This window comes from Streptomyces sp. SAJ15 (assembly GCF_007595705.1).
GTDB lineage: Bacteria > Actinomycetota > Actinomycetes > Streptomycetales > Streptomycetaceae > Streptomyces.
Map to the genome: position 1 here is coordinate 301505 of NZ_NISY01000003.1, position 17909 is coordinate 319413.

A 17909-nucleotide genomic window follows, 5' to 3' on the forward strand; every position below is an offset into this window, starting at 1 on the left:
ATGAGCTCCTCCCCGACCACGACCGCCGAGCGGCCCGCCCGGCCGCGACGGTTGCCAGGGCCGGCCCGGCTGGGCGTCCTGCTGCTGGCCGTGCTGGCGTGCGCGCTGGGCTTCGGCGCCACCCCGGCGTCGGCGCACGCCGCGCTCACCGCGACCGACCCGGCCGACGGCGCGGTGCTGCCGACCCAGCCCCAGCGGGTCACCCTCACCTTCTCGGAGGGGGTGCTGGTCTCCGACGACTCCGTGCGGGTCCTGGACCCGCGGGGCCGGCGGGTGGACGACGGCGAGCCCGACCACCGGGACGGCGAGTCGTCGACCATGTCGGTGGCGCTCCGCGCGGGGCTGCCGGACGGCACCTACACGGTCGCCTGGCAGGCGGTGTCGGAGGACAGCCACCCGGTGGGCGGCGCGTTCACCTTCTCCATCGGCGCGCCGTCGGCGACCACGGTCTCGGTGCCGACCACCGCCGAGCCCGACCCGACCGTGGACACGCTCTACGGCGTCGGCCGGTACGCGGCCTACGCCGGCCTCGTGCTGCTCGTCGGCGGCTGCGTCTTCGCCGCGGCCTGCCGCTCGTCGAAGCCGGTGGAGCGGGTCGCCGCGGCCGGTTGGGCGACGCTGTTCGCCGCCACCGTGCTGCTGTTGCTGCTGCGCTCCCCGTACACCGGCGGCGACACGCTCGGGGCGGCCCTCGACCTGGGCCGGCTGGACGAGGTGCTGTCCACCAAGCCGGGCGCGGCGCTGCTGGCCCGACTGCTTCTGCTCGGGGCGGCGGCCGGCTTCCTGGCCGTGCTGTTCGGGCCGTACGCGCGGCAGCGGGCGAAGGCGACGGCGCGGCGCGAGCTCACCGTGGGGCTGGGCGTGGGCGGCGCGGTGCTCGCGGCCGGTCTCGGCGCCACCTGGGCGATGGCCGAGCACGCGTCGGTCGGCATCCAGCCGTGGCTGGCGATGCCGGTGGACGTGGCCCACCTGTTGGCGGTCGGCGTGTGGCTGGGCGGGCTGGTGGCCCTGCTGGTGACGCTCCGCGCGGGCGAGCCCGTCCCCGGCACGGCGGTGCGCCGCTTCTCGCGGCTGGCCTTCGGCTCGGTCCTGGCGCTGGTGGTCACCGGGCTCTACCAGTCGTGGCGGCAGGTCGGCGACTGGTCCGCGCTGACCGGCACCGAGTACGGCAGGTGGCTGCTGGTGAAGGTGGCGCTGGTGGCCGTGCTCGTCGGGCTGGCCGCCGGCTCCCGTCGCTGGACGGCGCGGCTGACCGACGCCCCGGAGCCCGAACCCGCGCCCCCCGGCAAGGCCGCCCGGAACAAGGCGACCAAGACCCGGGCGAAGGCGCCGAAGGGCGCGGCGCGGGACGCCGCGGCGCGGGAGGCCGCCGAACCGACGGCGACCACGCCCGGCGGCGACGCGCGGGGAGCCGACGCGCGGGAGGCCGGTGCTCAGGAGGCGGACGCGCCTGTTCCGGGGGCGGTCTCGGCCGCCTCGGGGGCGGCGGACGCGCCCCGCCGGGTCGGCGCGGGGGCCGGTCTCCGTACCTCCGACACGACCGTCGACCCGCGCGGCCGCGCGGACGACGGCGGCAGCGGCGCCGGCACCGGTCGCAGCGAGAGCACTGGCCGCCACGACGGCGCCGGTCGCGGCGACGGCACCGGCCGCCACGACGGCGCCGGCCGGTCCGACGGCGCTCGCGCGGGGCGGCGCCACGACCGCGCGGGGTCCACGGCGAGCGATCCGGTGCGCGCCGCACAGCTCGCCCGCCAGCGGGCCGCGGTGGACCGGACGGCGGGGCTCCGGCGGCGGGACGCCGATGCCGAGCGCAGCGGGCTGCGCCGCGCGGTGGCCGTGGAGACGGCCGTCGCCGTGGTGCTGCTGGCGGTGACCACCGTGCTGACCGGCACCCAGCCGGGCCGCGCGGAGGCCGCACAGGCGGCGGCCCGCGCGGGCGCCGCCGGGCCGGCCGCGGGCCCGGTCACCGTCACCGTCCCGTACGACACCGGCACCGAGAGCGGCCGTGGCACCGCCGAGCTCACCGTCGACCCCGCGCGGAAGGGCGCCAACACCATCCACCTCTATCTGAAGGACCGCGCGGGGCGCGCCGTGGACCTGGCGGAGCTGAAGCTCTCGTTCACCCTGCGGAAGCAGGACATCGGCCCGCTCGTCGTCCCTCTTCGTCACCTGTCGACCGGCCACTGGAGCGTCGACCGCTTCCAGCTCCCGATGGCCGGCTCCTGGCAGCTGTCCCTGACCGTACGGACCTCCGACATCGACCAGGTGACCGAGGTCAAGACCGTGAAAGTCAGCCCATGACCGAGCAGAACTCCGCACGACCCAAACCCTCCAAGTCGAAGGCGGCCAACCGGCCCCCGCAGCAGAAGAACGCCAGGACCGCCGCGGCGGCCGGCGCCACCGCCAAGGCGGCCGACGGGACCGGGGGCGCCGGTAAGGCGAAGGCCGCGGGCGGGACCGCTCCCGCCCCGGCGGCTTCGGTCCCGCCGCAGGGCGGCGTCACCCGGCGCCGGCTGCTGGGCACCGCGGGCGCGGCCGGCGCCGCCGGGCTGGTGGTCGGCGGCGCCGGGGGCGCGGCCGGGGCCGAGGCCCTGCGGGGCGAGGCGCCCACCGCCCTGAGCACCGTCGGCTCCACCACCGTCCCCTTCTACCGGGAGGACCGGACCGACGGCGCGGACGGGACGGACGGCACCGAGGGCCTGCACCAGGCGGGCATCACCACCCCGCTCCAGGCCCGCGGCCATCTGCTCGCCTTCGACCTGGCCCCGGGGGCGGACCGCAAGGCGGCCGCCGCACTGATGCGCCGCTGGTCGGCGCTGGCCGGGCAGCTGATGGCGGACGAGGAGCGGTTGGCGAACGACACCGGCATCGCGCTGGACGCCGGCCCCTCCTCGCTCACCGTCACCTTCGGCTTCGGCCGCGGCTTCTTCGGCCGCACCGGCCTCACCGAACGGCTGCCGAACGCGCTCGCCCCGCTGCCGGACTTCTCCGCCGACGCGCTCGACGCCAAGCGCAGCAACGGCGACCTGTGGCTCCAGATCGGCGCCGACGACGCGCTCGTCGCCTTCCACGCGCTGCGCGCGCTCCAGCGGGAGGCCGGGGACACCGTGCGGCTGCGCTGGCAGATGAACGGCTTCAACCGCACCCCCGGCGCCACCGCACACCCGATGACCAGCCGCAATCTGATGGGGCAGGTCGACGGCACCAACAACCCCAAGCAGCGGGACGCCGACTTCCAGAAGCGGATCTTCGTGCCCAAGGGCGGCTCCACGCGATCGCCCCAGTGGATGGCGGGCGGCTCGTACGCGGTGGTCCGACGCATCCGGATGCTGCTGGACACCTGGGACAACCTCTCCCTCGACCAGCAGGAACGGGTGATAGGCCGCCGCAAGTCCGACGGCTCCCCGCTCTCCGGCGGCACCGAGACCACCCCCGTCGACCTCGCCAAACTCACCAAGGAGGGCGCGCTGGCCATCGGCGGCGACGCGCATGTGCGGGTCGCGGCACCGGAGACCAACCAGGGCGCGGCGATGCTGCGGCGGCCGTTCTCGTACCACGACGGCTTCCTCGACGACGGCGCGCCGGACGCGGGTCTGCTGTTCATCGCCTGGCAGGCCGATCCGATGAAGGGATTCGTGCCGGTGCAGCGCAAGCTGGATCGTGGGGACGGACTGTCCCGGTTCCTGCGCCACGAGGCGAGCGCGCTGTTCGCCGTGCCGCCGGCGGCGGAGCGGGGCTCCTACGTGGGCCAGCCGCTGCTGGAGGGGTGAGCACCGTCTCGTCGCCGACGACGTCGGGCGCGGCGCCGTGCCACACGGCTCCGCGGCCGGCGCCGTGCCCCACGGCCCCGCCGTCGGCCGCGTCGGCCCCGGTCCCACTGCTCGGACGGATCGGGGCCACCGGGTGTCGACGTGGGTATCGTGACGGTTCTCGTCTGATCACAGGGAGTTCAGCGTGATGTCGGCCAGTCGCTATACCTATCTCGGGCCCGAGGGCACCTTCACCGAGGCCGCCCTGCGCACCCTGCCCGAGGCCGCCACCCGCGAGCTGGTCCCGATGGTGTCGGTCCCGGCGGCGCTGGACGCGGTGCGGTCCGGCTCGGCCGCCGCCGCCCTGGTGCCGATCGAGAACTCGGTCGAGGGCGGGGTGACCGCCACCGTCGACGAGCTGGCGACGGGCGAGCCGCTGATGATCTACCGCGAGGTGCTGCTGCCGATCGCGTTCGCGCTGCTGGTGCGGCCGGGCACCTCGCTGACGGACGTGAAGACCGTGACCGGGCACCCGGTGGCCCAGCCGCAGGTGCGCAACTGGCTCGCCGCGCACCTGCCGGACGCGGTGTGGGAGTCGGCGGCGTCCAACGCGGACGGCGCCCGGCTGGTCCAGGAGGGGCGCTACGACGCGGCCTTCGCGGGCGAGTTCGCCGCGCCCCGGTACGGGCTCGACCCGCTGGTCACCGAGATCCACGACGCGGCGAACGCGGTGACCCGCTTCGTCCTGGTCGGTCGCCCGGCCCGGCCCGCGGCCCGCACCGGAGCGGACAAGACCTCGGTGGTCATCTGGCTCGGCGACGACCACCCGGGCGCCCTGCTGGAGCTGCTGCAGGAGTACTCGGCGCGCGGGGTCAACCTGATGCGGATCGAGTCCCGCCCCACCGGCGAGGGGATGGGGCGCTACTGCTTCTCGGTGGACTGCGAGGGGCACATCACCGACCGGCGGGTGGGTTCGGCGCTGATGGGGCTGAAGCGGATCTGCCCCAAGGTGCGGTTCCTGGGGTCGTACCCCCGGGCCGGGGTGGACCCGGCGGACCTCGGGCGGCTGCGGCGCGGGACGTCCGACGAGGAGTTCGTGGCGGCGGCGGACTGGCTGGCCCGCATCCAGGACGGGCGGACCTGAGCGGGGCTTCGGCACACCGGCGGGACCGCGGGACCGCGGGACCCGTCTGCCGGCGCCCCGCGATGCCGGCATCCCCGTATCCCGGCCTCCGGGCACTCCCGCATCCCGGCATCCCCATACACCGACATCCCCAGGGTTATCCACAGGGCACTCACTCGACCTGGGGATAAGTCGACAGACCGATACCGCGGAGTCGACAAGTCTGCGTTGTCGTCCCTACGGCGTCCATGGCCCCGACCCCGCTCCGACGCCGCCATCGCGTCACAGGAATTCCGCAAATCCACCCTTTAGGGCGAGGAGAAGGGAATCAATCCCACCCGAAAGAGTGCACAAAGAGGGTTTGCCACTTGAATGAACGGCGTATCACCTCTATGCGGAATGATCAATTCCGAAGTCCACAGAACTCACACACAGGCTGTGGATAACGTCGACTCATCCCCGTGCCGCTGTGGACAAGCCCGAGCTCAACTCCGCGCACCCACAGGGCAGTCGGTCAGCCAAACCCGACGCGTATGCCCCATTTCGGCGAATGAGGGGAATTCATTGACCCGCCCCGGAGAGGCGCCGGCAGGGGGCGACGGGAGCTCCGACGGCGCCCCGCGACGTATTTCACCGCCTTCTTCACATCGCCCAAAAGGGATAAAACACAACACAAGGGAATATCGGGTCGAGCTTCTGGAGGACACACCGGTAACCTGGTGGGGTGATTGACCTTCGCCTGCTCCGTGAGGACCCCGACCGTGTGCGCGCCTCCCAGCGCGCCCGTGGAGAGGACGTCGCCCTCGTCGACGCGCTGCTCTCCGCCGACGAGCGGCGCAGGTCCTCCAGTGTCCGCTTCGATGAGCTGCGCGCCGAGCAGAAGTCGCTCGGCAAGCTCATCCCCAAGGCCGCCGGCGACGAGAAGGCCGCCCTGCTGAAGAAGGCCGGCGAGCTGTCCGCGGCGGTCAAGGCCGCCGACGCCGAGCAGGACGAGGCGGCGCAGGAGACCCAGCGGCTCCTGCTCCAGCTGGGCAACCTGGTCCACCCGGACGTGCCCGTGGGCGGCGAGGACGACTTCACCGTCCTGGAGGAGTTCGGCAGCGCACGCGACTTCGCCGCCGAGGGCTTCGAGCCCAGGGACCACCTGGAGCTGGGCGAGCTGCTCGGCGCCATCGACACCGAGCGCGGCGCCAAGGTCTCCGGCTCCCGCTTCTACTACCTGACGGGCGTCGGCGCCCTGCTGGAGCTGGCCCTGGTCAACGCGGCCATGGCGCAGGCCACCGCGGCCGGCTTCACGCCCGTGCTCACCCCCGCCCTGGTCAAGCCGAAGGCCATGGAGGGCACCGGCTTCCTCGGCCAGGCCGCCGAGGACGTCTACTACCTCGACAAGGAAGACCTCTACCTGGTCGGTACGTCCGAGGTGCCGCTGGCCGCGTACCACATGGACGAGATCCTGGACGTCGGCGAGCTGCCGCGGCGCTACGCGGGCTTCTCGCCGTGCTACCGCCGCGAGGCGGGTTCGTACGGCAAGGACACCCGTGGCATCTTCCGGGTGCACCAGTTCGACAAGGTGGAGATGTTCGTCTACACCACCCCGGAGGACGCCGAGGCCGAGCACCAGCGGCTGCTGGAGTGGGAGAAGCAGTGGCTGACCTCGCTGGAGCTGCCGTTCCGGGTGATCGACCTGGCCTCGGGCGACCTGGGCTCCTCGGCGACGCGGAAGTTCGACTGTGAGGCGTGGATCCCCACCCAGGGCAAGTACCGCGAGCTGACCTCCACCTCGAACACCACCGAGTTCCAGTCGCGCCGGCTGTCGATCCGGATGCGCGACGGCAAGCAGGTGCGCCCGCTGGCGACGCTCAACGGCACGCTGTGCGCGGTGCCGCGCACCATCGTGGCCATTCTGGAGAACCACCAGCAGCCCGACGGCTCGGTGCGGGTGCCCGAGGTGCTGCGCCCGTACCTGGGCGGGCGGGAGTTCCTGGAGCCGGTGAAGCGGGCCAAGTGAGCGACGCGGGCGCGGCCGCCGAGCCGCAGAAGGCGACGATGGCCGCACCTCTGCGCCGCGCAGGCGGAGAAGCGAACGAAAACAGCACAGCGAGCGACGCGGGCGCGGCCGCCGAGCCGCAGAAGGCGACGATGGCCGCACCTCTGCGCCGCGCAGGCGGAGAAGCGAACGAAAACAACACAGCGAGCGACGCGGGCGCGGCCGCCGAGCCGCAGAAGGCGACGATGGCCGCGCCGCACGTGGAGTCCTCGGGCTCCGCGCCCGCGGGGCTTCCGTACCGGTTGATCGCGACGGATCTCGACGGGACGCTGCTGCGCTCCGACGAGACGATCTCGACGCGCACCCGTGCGGCGCTGGAAGCCGTCTGCGCGCTGGGGGCGGCGCACATCGTGGTCACCGGCCGCGGCGTGCCGTGGACCCGGCACATACTGGACGACCTGGGCTACGAGGGCCTGGCGGTGTGCGGCCAGGGCGGCCAGGTCTACCACGCGGGCGAGCGGCGGCTGTTGACGTCGGTGACGATGGACCGGCAGCTCGCCGCGCTGGCGCTGGCCAAGATCGAGGCTGAGGTCGGCCCGCTGTTCCTGGCCGCGACCCGGGACGGCATCGAGGGTGAGGTGCTGGTCGGCCCCGGTTACCGCACGCAGGAGGGGCCGCTTCCGGTGCGGCGGTTCGAGGATCCCACCGAGCTGTGGGCCGCGCCGATCAACAAGGTCTACATCCAGCATCCGCGGCTGGACGACGACGCGCTGGTGGCGGCGGCCCATGCGGCGGCCGGGGGCCTGGTCGGGGTGGTGTTGGCGGGTCCGGGCATCGTGGAGCTGCTGCCGCTGGGGCTGTCCAAGGCGACGGGGCTGTCGCTGGCCGCCCGTCGGCTGGGGCTGAAGGCCGCCGACACCATCGCCTTCGGCGACATGCCGAACGACGTCCCGATGTTCCGCTGGGCCGGGCGCGGGGTCGCCATGGCCGACGCCCACCCCGAGCTCAAGGCCGTCGCGGACGAGGTCACGGCCTCGAACGACGCGGACGGCATCGCGGTGGTCCTGGAGCGGCTGTTCCCGATCGGCTGACGTTCCGTGTCGCCGCCGCTTCCGTGGACGGAGGCGACGGCGACACGGACCGGTCACGCGTACCGAGCGGTGTACGCGCCCGCGCGGTGGCCGGGGTCGCTCGCGGTCGGGAGCGTGGGCGGTCGGGTGCGTGGGCGGTCGGGTGCGTGGGCGGTCGGGTGCGTGAGCGGAGTCAGCCGAAGATGCGCACGGCCTGGTAGTAGGTCCACGCCGTGGTGGTGCACGAGCTCTTGGTGGCGCCGCTGTAGCGGTTGCAGACCCGCTTGAGGTCCTCGTAGAAGGCGCTGTCCAGGCGGGACTTGTTGGCTTCGAAGGTGCCGGCCGCCTTGTAGTTGCGGTAGCCGAAGTCGTGGCGGGCGCAGGAGAGTTCGAAGGGGAAGCCGAAGGGGTTGTCGGGCGAGCTGCTGCAGTAGTCGGTGGACCAGTCGAAGCCGTAGGCGGACCAGCCGCCCTGGTTGGCGCGGGCGGAGCTCCAGGAGCTGTAGCTGGTGGCGCTGGTCTGGGTCCAACCGGAGAGGACCTGCTGCTTGTCCGCGGGGGCGGCCTCGGCGGGCGAGGCGAGAGCGATCGCCGCGGCCGTGGTGACGGCCGTCGCGGCGAGGCTGGTGGTCAGCCGACGCATGTGTTCCTCCGATGTCTGACGGTCCCTCCAGGCGTGGATGTGGGGGCCTTTCGGGCGCCGTTGATGTGGGGCGGAGCAAGAACGAGGTGACGCAGGCCAAGGATTCGCCAGGTACCTGACAACGGTCAAGATCTCTGCCAGCACTGGCATGAACAGGACGTGAAGCGTCGCGAAGCGGAAGCGGACCCGCCGACCTGCCGACCTGCCGACCTGCCGACCTGCCGACCCGCTGGCCTACCAGTCAGACCGGCTCGCCCGGAGGGAACCGGGCGCCGGGGCACCCGCTCCGCTCCGCCCTGTCAGCTCCGGCTGTCCGCACCGCCCGGTCCCGTCCCGCCAGCGGCTTCGCCGCGGCCGGCCACCAGGGCGTCCATCGTGCGAGCGTTCACCTCGCGGATGGCGGCGGCCGCGATGAAGGCGGCGGTGTCGGCGGGTCCGACGAGGGACCGAACGGCCCGCACCGCCTCGACGGGGAGGGACACCAGCTCGGTGGGGAGAGGTCCCGGCTCGGCGGGGAGAGACACCGCCTCGGCGGGGAGGGGCACCGCCTCGACGGGGAGGGCCCCCGGAGCGGCGGGCGGCGTCGGGCGCCCGGCCGCGTCGGGTGGCGCCGTCGCCTCGTCGAGATGTCGACGCAGATGGCGGGTGGCGAGGGTGCGCATGGCGCGGGCCAGCTCGGCGTCGACCGTCTGCTGGGCGAGGGGCCGCAGCCGACGGACGAGGGCGGCCGCCTCGGTGGCCTCGGCGTCGGTCGGCGGGTGGTCCAGATACGGCTGGAAGACATGCTCGGTGGTGAAGTCGAGAAAGCGACCGGCGATGTGCTCGACCTGAGTGCGCAACTCCCGGAGGTGGCCCGAGATGGCGAGCAGGGGCACCCCGGCGGCGTACAGCTCGGCGGCGACGGCGAGCTCCTGCGGGCTGGGGACGAGGAACTCGTCGTCGTGGCCGGGCAGCGGCTCCAGCACACCCAGTTCGAGCGCCTCCGCCACGGCCGCGTCGTCCGGCCGCCCGCCGAAGCGGGCGTTCAGCTCGGCACGGCTGATGCGGCCGGCCTCCTCGTCGGTCCAGGGGCCGTCGACCTCGGCGACCAGGCCGAGCACCCCGCCCAGGCCGCGGCCGGCGTCCCACGCCTCCAACAGCTCCTTGATGCTGGCCAGGGTGTAGCCGCGGTCGAGCAGGTCGGCGATCTGCCGCAGTCGGGCCAGATGGGGGTCGCCGTAGACGTTGGCCCGGCCCCGCCGCTCCGGTCGGGGCAGCAGGCCGCGGTCCTGATAGGCGCGGATCGTGCGGACGGTGGCACCACTGTGGTGGGCCAGGTCCTCGATCCGGTACTCCCGGGGCCGCCGCTCCTCACCCGGTGCGGCGTGCCCACTTCCCGGCGCGTCGGGCCCCCCATCCGGCGCAACCTGCCCGCCGCCCGGTCCGCCGTGCCCGCCGTCCGGTCCATCGTGCCCGTCGCCCGGTCCGGGGTGCTTCGCCTTCGGACCGCCGTGCCCGTCGCCCGGTGCGTCCTGTCGCGCCCTCTGCCCGCCGTGCCCGGCCCGCCCGCCGTACCGCAACCGCCCGTCACCGTCGTGCTCGGACAACCTCGCCGCCTCCCTACGAGGCGGCCGCGCGGCCTATCGCGCCCGCCGCGGCACGGGCCGCGGGTGAGGTGGCCAGATAGTCCACGGCCCGGCGCAGCGACCCCTCGTGCGAGGGATGGTACGACCTCCTGAGGTAGCGGGGTATCGCGCCGCCGAGCTCGCGCCAGCTCGGCAGCAGCCCCTTGCGCACGGCCCGGTTGTGCTCCCGCAGGGAGTACCGCAGCCGTCGGGCGAGCCGCGGATCGTGGCGGATCAGGTAGGAGGCGCCGACGGCCCACAGCCACAGCAGCGCCGGGGCCGCCACGGCCATGCCCTCGACGCGGCGGGCGTAGCGCGGCAGGCCGGAGCCGCCGCAGTGCTGGTACATGTCGAACGCCACCGCGCGGTGCTCCACCTCCTCCGCGCCGTGCCAGCGCAGCAGGTCCAGCATGACCGGGTCGCAGTCGGCGCGGTCCAGCGCCTCCGCGCGCAGCACCCAGTCCCCGAGCACCGCGGTGAACTGCTCGATCGCCGCTATCAGCGAGAGCCGGTAGCGCAGCCACTCCCGGTCGGTGAGGGGGAGACCCAGCGGCGGCCGCTCGCCGAGCAGCCGGTCGAACATCCACTCCACGCGGCGGGTGTAGGGGGTGGTGTCCAGGCCCTGGTCCGCCAGGTGGTCCAGGACGTGGGAGTGCTGGACGCTGTGCGTGGCCTCCTGCCCCATGAAGCCCTTGACCTCCTTCAGCAGCACCGGGTCGTCCACCAGTGGCAGGGCCTCCTTGAAGACCTTGACGAACCAGCGCTCCCCGGCGGGCAGCAGCAGGTGGAGCACATTGATGACGTGAGTAGCGGTGGGCTCGTCCGGTATCCAGTGCAGCGGGGTGCGCCGCCAGTCGAAGGCGACCCGGCGCGGGCGGATCGGATAGTGATCGGTCAACTCCCTGCCCTTCACGAGGGGTGGTCACGGGGCATCGGCGCCGGGTGGGTGCCGGAGCACGGGTGCGGGGTGTGTGCGCGGGGCGTCGGGGGCCGCCCCGCGTACACGGGCGGCCGCCGGGCTACAGCGGCGGCTTGATGCGGGCTATGGCGCGCAACGCCCGCGGCGAGACGCGCGCCAGCAGCCGGGAGACGCGCGCCTCCGGGGTGACCGGCACCACCGCCTGGTCGCGCAGCACCGCGCGCAGGATGGCGTCCGCGACCTTCTCCGGCGGGTAGTTGCGCCGCCCGTACAGCCGTGCGGCCTTCTCCTGCCGGTCCCGCTGCTCGTGGTCCGGGACGCCCGCGAAGCGCGCGGTGGCGGCGATGTTCGTGTTGACGAAGCCGGGGCAGACGGCGGAGACACCGATGCCCTGGTCGGCGAGGTCCGCCCGCAGGCACTCGCTGAGCATCAGCACGGCCGCCTTGGACGCGCCGTAGGCGGGCAGCGAGCGGGTGGGCTGGTAGGCGGCGGCCGAGGCGGTGTTGACGATGTGTCCGCCCTGGCCGCGCTCGGCCATCTGTCGGCCGAAGACCCGGCAGCCGTGGATCACGCCCCACAGATTGACGTCGAGGACCCTGCGCCAGTCGTCCGTGGTGGTGTCCAGGAAGGAGCCGGACAGCCCGATGCCGGCGTTGTTGACCAGCACGTCCACCACCCCGTATTCGGCGGCGACCTTGTGGGCGAGCTTCTCCATGGCCTGCTCGTCGGCGACGTCGACGGTCTCCGCCCAGGCCCGGGGTGCCCCGATCAGTCGCGCCAGCTCGGCGGTGCGCGCGGCGCCCTCCGCGTCCCGGTCCACCGCCACCACCCGCGCCCCCGCCTCCGCGAAGGCGAAGGCCGTGGCCCGGCCGATGCCGCTGGCCGCGCCGGTCACCAGCACCAGCTGGCCGCCGAAGCGCTCGGCGTAGGCGCTGTTCACCTTGCGGGCGGAGGCGGCCGGGCTCGGGACGCAGCCGCCGGTCTCCCGGCCGTCGCGCCCCTCGACCGAGGTGACGAACTCGGTGATCCAGGCCGCGAGCTGGTCGGGCCGGGTGCGCGGGACCCAGTGCTTGGCGGCGATGGTGCGCCGGGTCAGCCGCGGCACCCACTGCTCCAGGTCGTCGTAGAGCCGCGGGGAGAGGAAGGCGTCCCCGGTCGGGACGATCAGCTGCACCGGCACATGGGCGTAGGCGTCCTCGCGCGGCCGAATCATCCGCTCCCGCACGTTGTCCCGGTAGAGCCAGGCGCCGTGCGCGGCGTCGTCGGGCAGCGACCGTGTCGGGTAGTCCCCGGCCGGCACCCCCTCGGTGCGCTCCAACAGCCGTGGCCAGCGCCTGCCGAGCGGGCCGCGCCACAGCGCCTCCGGGAGGGCGGGGGTGTGCAGCGCGTACACGTACCAGGACTTGGCGGTCTGGCCGAGCAGGTGGGCCGTCCGGCGTGGGGTGGGGCGGGTCATCCGCCGCTTGATCCAGTGCCCGAAGTGGTCGAGCGAGGGGCCGGAGATGGAGGTGAAGGAGGCGATGCGCTCCTCGGCGCGGGGCACGGTGGCGCACTCCCACCCCTGGACCGAGCCCCAGTCGTGGCCCACCACGTGCACAGGGCGGTCCGGGCTCACCGCGGCGGCCACGGCCAGGAAGTCGTCGGTGAGCAGCTCCAGGCGGTAGCCGCCGCGCAGCGGGGAGGGGGCGGTGGAGCTCCCGCAGCCGCGCACGTCGTACGCGACCACGTGGAAGCGGTCCGCCAGCCGCCGCGCGACCGGCGCCCAGACCTCCTTGCTGTCCGGGTAGCCGTGCAGCAGCAGCACGGTGGGGCGGTCGGGGTCCGCCGCCCCGGCGAGGCCCCACTCGGCCACGCACAGCTCCACCTCGCCGCTGCGGACCCGGCGCTCGCGCGCCTCGTCCGCGCCGGGGGCGGCACTCGCTCCGGGGGCCTCCCCCGCGCCGCCGGTGCCGGGTGCCTGGGGTGCGTCGGTCACGAGCCCTCCTCGTTCCAGCGCCGCACATGCGGCAGATCGTCGTCCAGCCAGAAGGCGCTCTCCTCGGGGTCCCGGGAGTCGGTGACCACGAGGAGCTCCTCGAACTTCGCTCCGGTGCCGCGGAAGCCGAGGTGCGGCTCGACCGCCCACAGGCCCGGCCGCGGCGGGTGGTCGGAGAAGCGGTGCGGGCTCCACAGCGGGGACCAGCCCTCGCGGTGGCCGCGCACCGCGTCCGAGGCCAGGCCCTTGAGGCTCTGGGTGCCGAACCCGAACAGCCGGGGCGACCAGCGGCGCTCCCGGACCCGGTGCACCCGGTGCGCGATGACCCCGAAGGGATAGGCCCGGTGTCGGTTGGCGTAGCCCTGGCGGGCCATCAGCCGGTCCACGTCCGTGTAGATCTCGCGGAGCGTGCGCCGCTCGCGCACCTCGCGCAGGATCAGCTCCCGGTGCTCCCGCAGGTCGGTCAGGAGCCGCTCGTGCAGGGCGTTGGGGCCGAGGCAGCCCGCGTACCCCACGTCGGCCGGATACCCCTTGAACACCGGGGCGAGATCGAGGATGAACGGCATACCCGGCTCCAGGCGCCGGTTGGTGGGGAAGAACTGGAGCGGCACGCGGAAGCCCACGAAGGCGGTGCGGTCCCCGAACCAGGCGAAGGGCAGGTGGAACCAGTCCCGCACCCCGCGCTCGCGCAGCCACTCCCGCTGCATCCGGGCCGCCTCCCGCTCGGTCACCCCGGGGCGCAGCCGCGCGGCGACCGCCTCCGCGCACTCGTACCCCAGGCGCTGCACCTCCCTGAAGCCCCGCAGCTCCGTGTCCTGCCACCCGCCCACCGCTGAGGTCATGGCCATGGCGCCACCGTCCCCGCTCTCCGTCTGTCCGCTCGTCCAGGGCGAGGCGCGCGTCGTGCGCGCTACGCGTCCGTAACGTGACACCAATGAATGTGACAATCTCCCGTGGCGACGTCAAGGGGTCTGCGCGCCCTGGGGATACTCGCGGTAACGGGCGCACGGCACAAGCCCGCGCCCCGGCCACCGACCCCGCCGCCCCAGGCACCCGCCAGGCACCCTCGTCGGGCACCCGCTCGTCAGGCACCCGCCGGACACGCCCAGGCTCCCCGCCACGCCCGCAGGTCACCCGGGGCGCCGACCCCGCCCCCCTACGGGTGGGTCAGACCCGAGGAGTACGCGAATCCAGCCGTCAGGACTGACGTCGGCTGTGGCGCGCGCCACTACCGTCGAAGGCGTGACTGTGATCGCTACCGAAGGCCTGAGCAAGCGGTACCCCCGGGTGACCGCGCTCGACCGGCTCTCCGTCGACATCACACCGGGCGTCACCGGCCTGGTGGGTGCCAACGGCGCCGGCAAATCCACGCTCATCAAGATCCTCCTGGGGCTCTCCCCCGCCAGCGAGGGCACCGCCCGCGTGCTCGGGCTCGACGTGGCCACCGAGGGCAGCGCCATCCGCGAGCGGGTCGGCTACATGCCCGAGCACGACTGTCTGCCGCCCGACGTCTCGGCCACCGAGTTCGTCGTCCACATGGCGCGCATGTCGGGGCTGCCGCCGGCCGCCGCCCGCGAGCGCACCGCCGACACGCTGCGCCACGTCGGCCTCTACGAGGAGCGCTACCGCCCCATCGGCGGCTACTCCACCGGTATGAAACAGCGCGTCAAGCTGGCCCAGGCGCTGGTCCACGACCCGCGGCTGGTGCTGCTGGACGAGCCGACCAACGGCCTGGACCCGGTCGGCCGCGACGAGATGCTGGGCCTGATCCGCCGCGTCCACACCGACTTCGGCATCTCGGTCCTGGTCACCTCGCACCTCCTCGGCGAGCTGGAGCGGACCTGCGACCACGTCGTGGTCATCGACGGCGGCAGGCTGCTGCGCTCCAGCTCCACCAGCGACTTCACCCAGGCCACCGCCTCCCTCGCGGTCGAGGTCACCGACCACGAGGACACGCTGCTGGCCCGGCTCACCGCCGCCGGCCTGGAGGTCGGCACCGACGGCCGGCTGCTGCTGGTCGACATCGCCGGCGAGGAGACCTACGACACCGTGCGGGACGCGGTGGTCGACCTCGGCGTGGGCCTGGTGCGCATGGAACAACGCCGGCACCGCATCGCCGAGATCTTCCGCGACACGGACCGCGCGGGCGACACCGCGGACCGCGCGGGCGGCCCCCCGGCCCCGCACGCCCCGGGCACCGGCGACCACACGCAGCACCCCGCACAGCAGAAGGAGGCGGTCGGCCATGACGCAGCCTGACGTCAACGTCATCCACAACATCGGCTACCGCCACTACGACGGACCGCGGCTGGGCCGCGCCTACGCCCGCCGCTCGCTGTTCTCCCAGAGCCTGCGCGGCGCCTACGGCCTGGGCCGGTCGGCGAAGTCCAAGGTGCTGCCGTTCATCCTGCTCGCCGTGATGTGCCTGCCCGCCGGGATCATCGTGGCGACGGCGGTCACCCTGAAGTCGGAGAAGCTGCCCGTGGAGTACACGGAGTACGCGCTCCTGCTCCAGGCCGTCATCGGGCTGTACATCGCGGCACAAGCCCCGCAGTCCGTCTCCCGCGACCTGCGCTTCAAGACCGTCCCGCTGTACTTCTCCCGCCCCATCGAGACGGTCGACTACGTCCTGGCCAAGTTCGCGGCCATGGCCTCCGCCCTCTTCCTGCTCACCGCCGCCCCCGTGCTGATCCTGTACGTGGGCGCCCTGCTCGCCAAGCTCGACTTCGTGGAACAGACGAAGGGCGTGGCGCAAGGACTGGTCTCCGTGGCCCTGTTGTCCCTCCTGTTCGCCGGCATCGGCCTGGTCGTCGCCGCGCTCACCCCGCGCCGCGGCTTCGGCGTCGCCGCCATCATCGCCGTCCTCACCATCTCCTACGGGGCGGTCAGCGCCGTCCAGGCCATCGCCTTCGGCCAGGGCAGCACCGACGCCATCAGCTGGCTCGGCCTGTTCTCGCCGATCACCCTCGTCGACGGCGTGCAGTCGGCCTTCCTGGGCGCCACCTCGCAGTTCCCCGGCCAGTACGGCCCCGACGCCGCGACCGGAGCCGTCTACCTCCTCGTCCTCCTCGGCCTCATCGCCGGCTCGTACGGCCTGCTGATGCGCCGCTACCGAAAGGCCGGGCTGTAACACCGTGACCACCATCGCCATCGACAACGTCTCGCGCTGGTTCGGAAACGTCGTCGCCGTGAACGACGTGACCATGACCATCGGCCCGGGGGTCACCGGTCTGCTCGGCCCCAACGGCGCCGGGAAGTCCACGCTCATCAACATGATGGGCGGCTTCCTGGCCCCCTCCACCGGAAGCGTCACCCTCGACGGCGCCCCGATCTGGCGCAACGAGCAGGCGTACCGGCACATCGGCATCGTCCCCGAGCGGGAGTCGATGTACGACTTCCTCACCGGGCGCGAGTTCGTGCTCGCCAACGCCGAGCTGCACGGCCTGGAGCGGCCGGTCGCCGCCGCCAAGAAGGCGCTCGCCACGGTCGAGATGGAGCACGCGGACACCCGCAGGATCTCCACGTACAGCAAGGGCATGCGGCAGCGCGTGAAGATGGCGTCGGCGCTGGTGCACGAGCCGTCGGTGCTGCTGCTGGACGAGCCGTTCAACGGAATGGACCCGCGCCAGCGCATGCAGCTGATGGACCTGCTGCGGCGGATGGGCGCCGAGGGCCGCACCGTGCTGTTCTCCTCGCACATCCTGGAGGAGGTGGAGCAGCTCGCCGCGCACATCGAGGTGATCGTGGCCGGCCGGCACGCCGCCTCCGGCGACTTCCGCAAGATCCGCCGGCTGATGACCGACCGCCCGCACCGCTACCTGGTGCGCTCCAGCGACGACCGCGCGCTCGCCGCCGCGCTCATCGCCGACCCCTCCACCTCCGGGATCGAGGTCGACACCCGGGAGGGCGAGCTGCGCGTCCAGGCGGTCGACTTCGGCCGCTTCACCGAACTACTGCCGCGCGTGGCCCGTGAGCACGGCATCCGGCTCCTCACGGTCTCGCCCTCCGACGAGTCCCTGGAGAGCGTCTTCTCCTACCTCGTCGCGGCCTGAAAGGAGCCAAAGCGATATGTCCACCACCGCCGTCTCCGCCAGGTCCGGCCCCGCGCTCTACCACCCCACCGTCGCCCGGCTCACCTACCGCGCCCTGTTGGGCCGCCGCCGTGCGCTGATCCTGGCGGCGCTGCCCGCCCTGCTGCTGCTCATCTCCGTCGCCGTACGGGTGCTCAGCGGTGCCGACGACGCCACCGCCGACGGCGTCCTGGGCGGCTTCGCCCTCGCCACCATGGTGCCGCTCATCGGCGTGATCGCCGGCACCGGAGCGATCGGCCCGGAGATCGACGACGGCTCGGTGGTCTATCTGCTCGCCAAGCCCGTCAAGCGTCCGACGATCATCTTCACCAAGCTGGTCGTCGCCATCGGCGTCTCGGTCACCTTCTCCGCGCTGCCGACCCTGGTGGCCGGCTTCGTCCTCAACGGCAACAGCCAGGGCCTGGCGGTCGCCTACGCCGCGGCCGCCGCGGTGGCCTCCGTCGCCTACAGCGCGATCTTCCTGCTGCTGGGCACGGTCACCCGACACGCGGTCGTCGCCGGCCTGGTCTACGCCCTCGTCTGGGAGTCCGTCTTCGGCAACCTGGTCGCCGGCGCCCGGACCCTCAGCGTCCAGCAGTGGTCGCTGGCGGTCGCGCAGAAGATCGCCGAGCACGACACGATCACCTCGGACGTGGGGCTGCCGCTCGCCGTCGTCCTGCTGGTCGGCGTGACGGTCACCGCCACCTGGTACGCCGGCCGCAAGCTGCGCGCGCTCACGCTCTCCGGGGAGGAGTGAGCCCGGGCCGCG

Annotated in this window: 14 protein-coding genes; 9 read left to right on the top strand and 5 right to left on the bottom strand. The window is 73.5% G+C overall.

Features of this window, described 5'->3' with window-relative positions; genetic code table 11:
* The 5 genes from CD790_RS11510 (at position 1) to CD790_RS11530 (ending at position 7950) form a co-directional block, all read left to right on the top strand.
* Positions 1-2301 carry a copper resistance protein CopC gene (locus CD790_RS11510; RefSeq protein ID WP_144383081.1) on the top strand — a complete coding sequence of 767 codons (2301 nt, stop codon included), beginning with the start codon at positions 1-3 and terminating at the stop codon, positions 2299-2301.
* A complete protein-coding gene (gene efeB, locus CD790_RS11515; RefSeq protein WP_144383082.1) occupies positions 2298-3770 on the top strand; it encodes an iron uptake transporter deferrochelatase/peroxidase subunit in 1473 nt (490 codons plus the stop codon). The genes CD790_RS11510 and efeB overlap by 4 nt, the downstream gene beginning before the upstream one ends.
* A 187-nt stretch (positions 3771-3957) precedes the next feature.
* Complete coding sequence (gene pheA / locus CD790_RS11520) at positions 3958-4893, top strand: prephenate dehydratase (protein WP_144383366.1); 936 nt, start codon at positions 3958-3960, stop codon at positions 4891-4893.
* 703 nt (positions 4894-5596) lie between these two features.
* Positions 5597-6880 carry a serine--tRNA ligase gene (gene serS / locus CD790_RS11525; protein WP_144383083.1) on the top strand — a complete coding sequence of 428 codons (1284 nt, stop codon included), beginning with the start codon at positions 5597-5599 and terminating at the stop codon, positions 6878-6880.
* 224 nt (positions 6881-7104) lie between these two features.
* Positions 7105-7950 (top strand): HAD family hydrolase, encoded by an 846-nt coding sequence (locus CD790_RS11530; RefSeq protein ID WP_144383367.1) that lies wholly within the window; start codon positions 7105-7107, stop codon positions 7948-7950.
* A 172-nt stretch (positions 7951-8122) separates the two neighbouring features.
* Here the strand turns inward: CD790_RS11530 and CD790_RS11535 are convergent, their stop codons facing one another.
* The 5 genes from CD790_RS11535 to CD790_RS11555 form a co-directional block, all read right to left on the bottom strand.
* On the bottom strand, positions 8123-8572 hold the full coding sequence (locus CD790_RS11535; protein WP_144383084.1) for a phospholipase: 450 nt from the start codon (positions 8570-8572) through the stop codon (positions 8123-8125).
* A 299-nt stretch (positions 8573-8871) separates the two neighbouring features.
* Complete coding sequence (locus CD790_RS11540; protein WP_144383368.1) at positions 8872-9897, bottom strand: MerR family transcriptional regulator; 1026 nt, start codon at positions 9895-9897, stop codon at positions 8872-8874.
* Between the two features lie 274 nt (positions 9898-10171).
* A complete protein-coding gene (locus CD790_RS11545; protein ID WP_144383085.1) occupies positions 10172-11074 on the bottom strand; it encodes a metal-dependent hydrolase in 903 nt (300 codons plus the stop codon).
* Between the two features lie 121 nt (positions 11075-11195).
* Positions 11196-12959: an SDR family oxidoreductase gene (locus CD790_RS11550; RefSeq protein ID WP_260867532.1), complete on the bottom strand. Its 1764-nt coding sequence runs from the start codon at positions 12957-12959 to the stop codon at positions 11196-11198.
* 107 nt (positions 12960-13066) lie between these two features.
* On the bottom strand, positions 13067-13912 hold the full coding sequence (locus CD790_RS11555) for a M24 family metallopeptidase (protein ID WP_144383369.1): 846 nt from the start codon (positions 13910-13912) through the stop codon (positions 13067-13069).
* A 373-nt stretch (positions 13913-14285) separates the two neighbouring features.
* Between CD790_RS11555 and CD790_RS11560 the strand changes: the two genes are divergently transcribed.
* From CD790_RS11560 to CD790_RS11575, 4 genes are read left to right on the top strand one after another with little or no spacing between them, the layout of a single operon-like run.
* On the top strand, positions 14286-15329 hold the full coding sequence (locus CD790_RS11560; RefSeq protein WP_260867502.1) for an ABC transporter ATP-binding protein: 1044 nt from the start codon (positions 14286-14288) through the stop codon (positions 15327-15329).
* A complete protein-coding gene (locus CD790_RS11565; RefSeq protein ID WP_144383087.1) occupies positions 15316-16200 on the top strand; it encodes an ABC transporter permease subunit in 885 nt (294 codons plus the stop codon). Before CD790_RS11560 ends, CD790_RS11565 begins: the two co-directional genes overlap by 14 nt.
* 4 nt (positions 16201-16204) lie before the next feature.
* Positions 16205-17122: an ABC transporter ATP-binding protein gene (locus tag CD790_RS11570; protein ID WP_144383088.1), complete on the top strand. Its 918-nt coding sequence runs from the start codon at positions 16205-16207 to the stop codon at positions 17120-17122.
* A gap of 16 nt (positions 17123-17138) precedes the next feature.
* Positions 17139-17897 carry an ABC transporter permease subunit gene (locus CD790_RS11575; protein ID WP_144383089.1) on the top strand — a complete coding sequence of 253 codons (759 nt, stop codon included), beginning with the start codon at positions 17139-17141 and terminating at the stop codon, positions 17895-17897.
* Positions 17898-17909: the final 12 nt, after the last annotated feature.

Excerpts from the sequence above, each read along its gene's own strand:
- CD790_RS11510 (WP_144383081.1), top strand. The coding sequence starts at position 1 with ATGAGCTCCTCCCCGACCACGACCGCCGAGCGGCCCGCCCGGCCGCGA.
- efeB (WP_144383082.1), top strand. The coding sequence starts at position 2,298 with ATGACCGAGCAGAACTCCGCACGACCCAAACCCTCCAAGTCGAAGGCG.
- pheA (WP_144383366.1), top strand. The coding sequence starts at position 3,958 with ATGTCGGCCAGTCGCTATACCTATCTCGGGCCCGAGGGCACCTTCACC.
- CD790_RS11530 (WP_144383367.1), top strand. The coding sequence starts at position 7,105 with ATGGCCGCGCCGCACGTGGAGTCCTCGGGCTCCGCGCCCGCGGGGCTT.
- CD790_RS11535 (WP_144383084.1), bottom strand. The coding sequence starts at position 8,572 with ATGCGTCGGCTGACCACCAGCCTCGCCGCGACGGCCGTCACCACGGCC.
- CD790_RS11555 (WP_144383369.1), bottom strand. The coding sequence starts at position 13,912 with ATGACCTCAGCGGTGGGCGGGTGGCAGGACACGGAGCTGCGGGGCTTC.
- CD790_RS11565 (WP_144383087.1), top strand. The coding sequence starts at position 15,316 with ATGACGCAGCCTGACGTCAACGTCATCCACAACATCGGCTACCGCCAC.
- CD790_RS11575 (WP_144383089.1), top strand. The coding sequence starts at position 17,139 with ATGTCCACCACCGCCGTCTCCGCCAGGTCCGGCCCCGCGCTCTACCAC.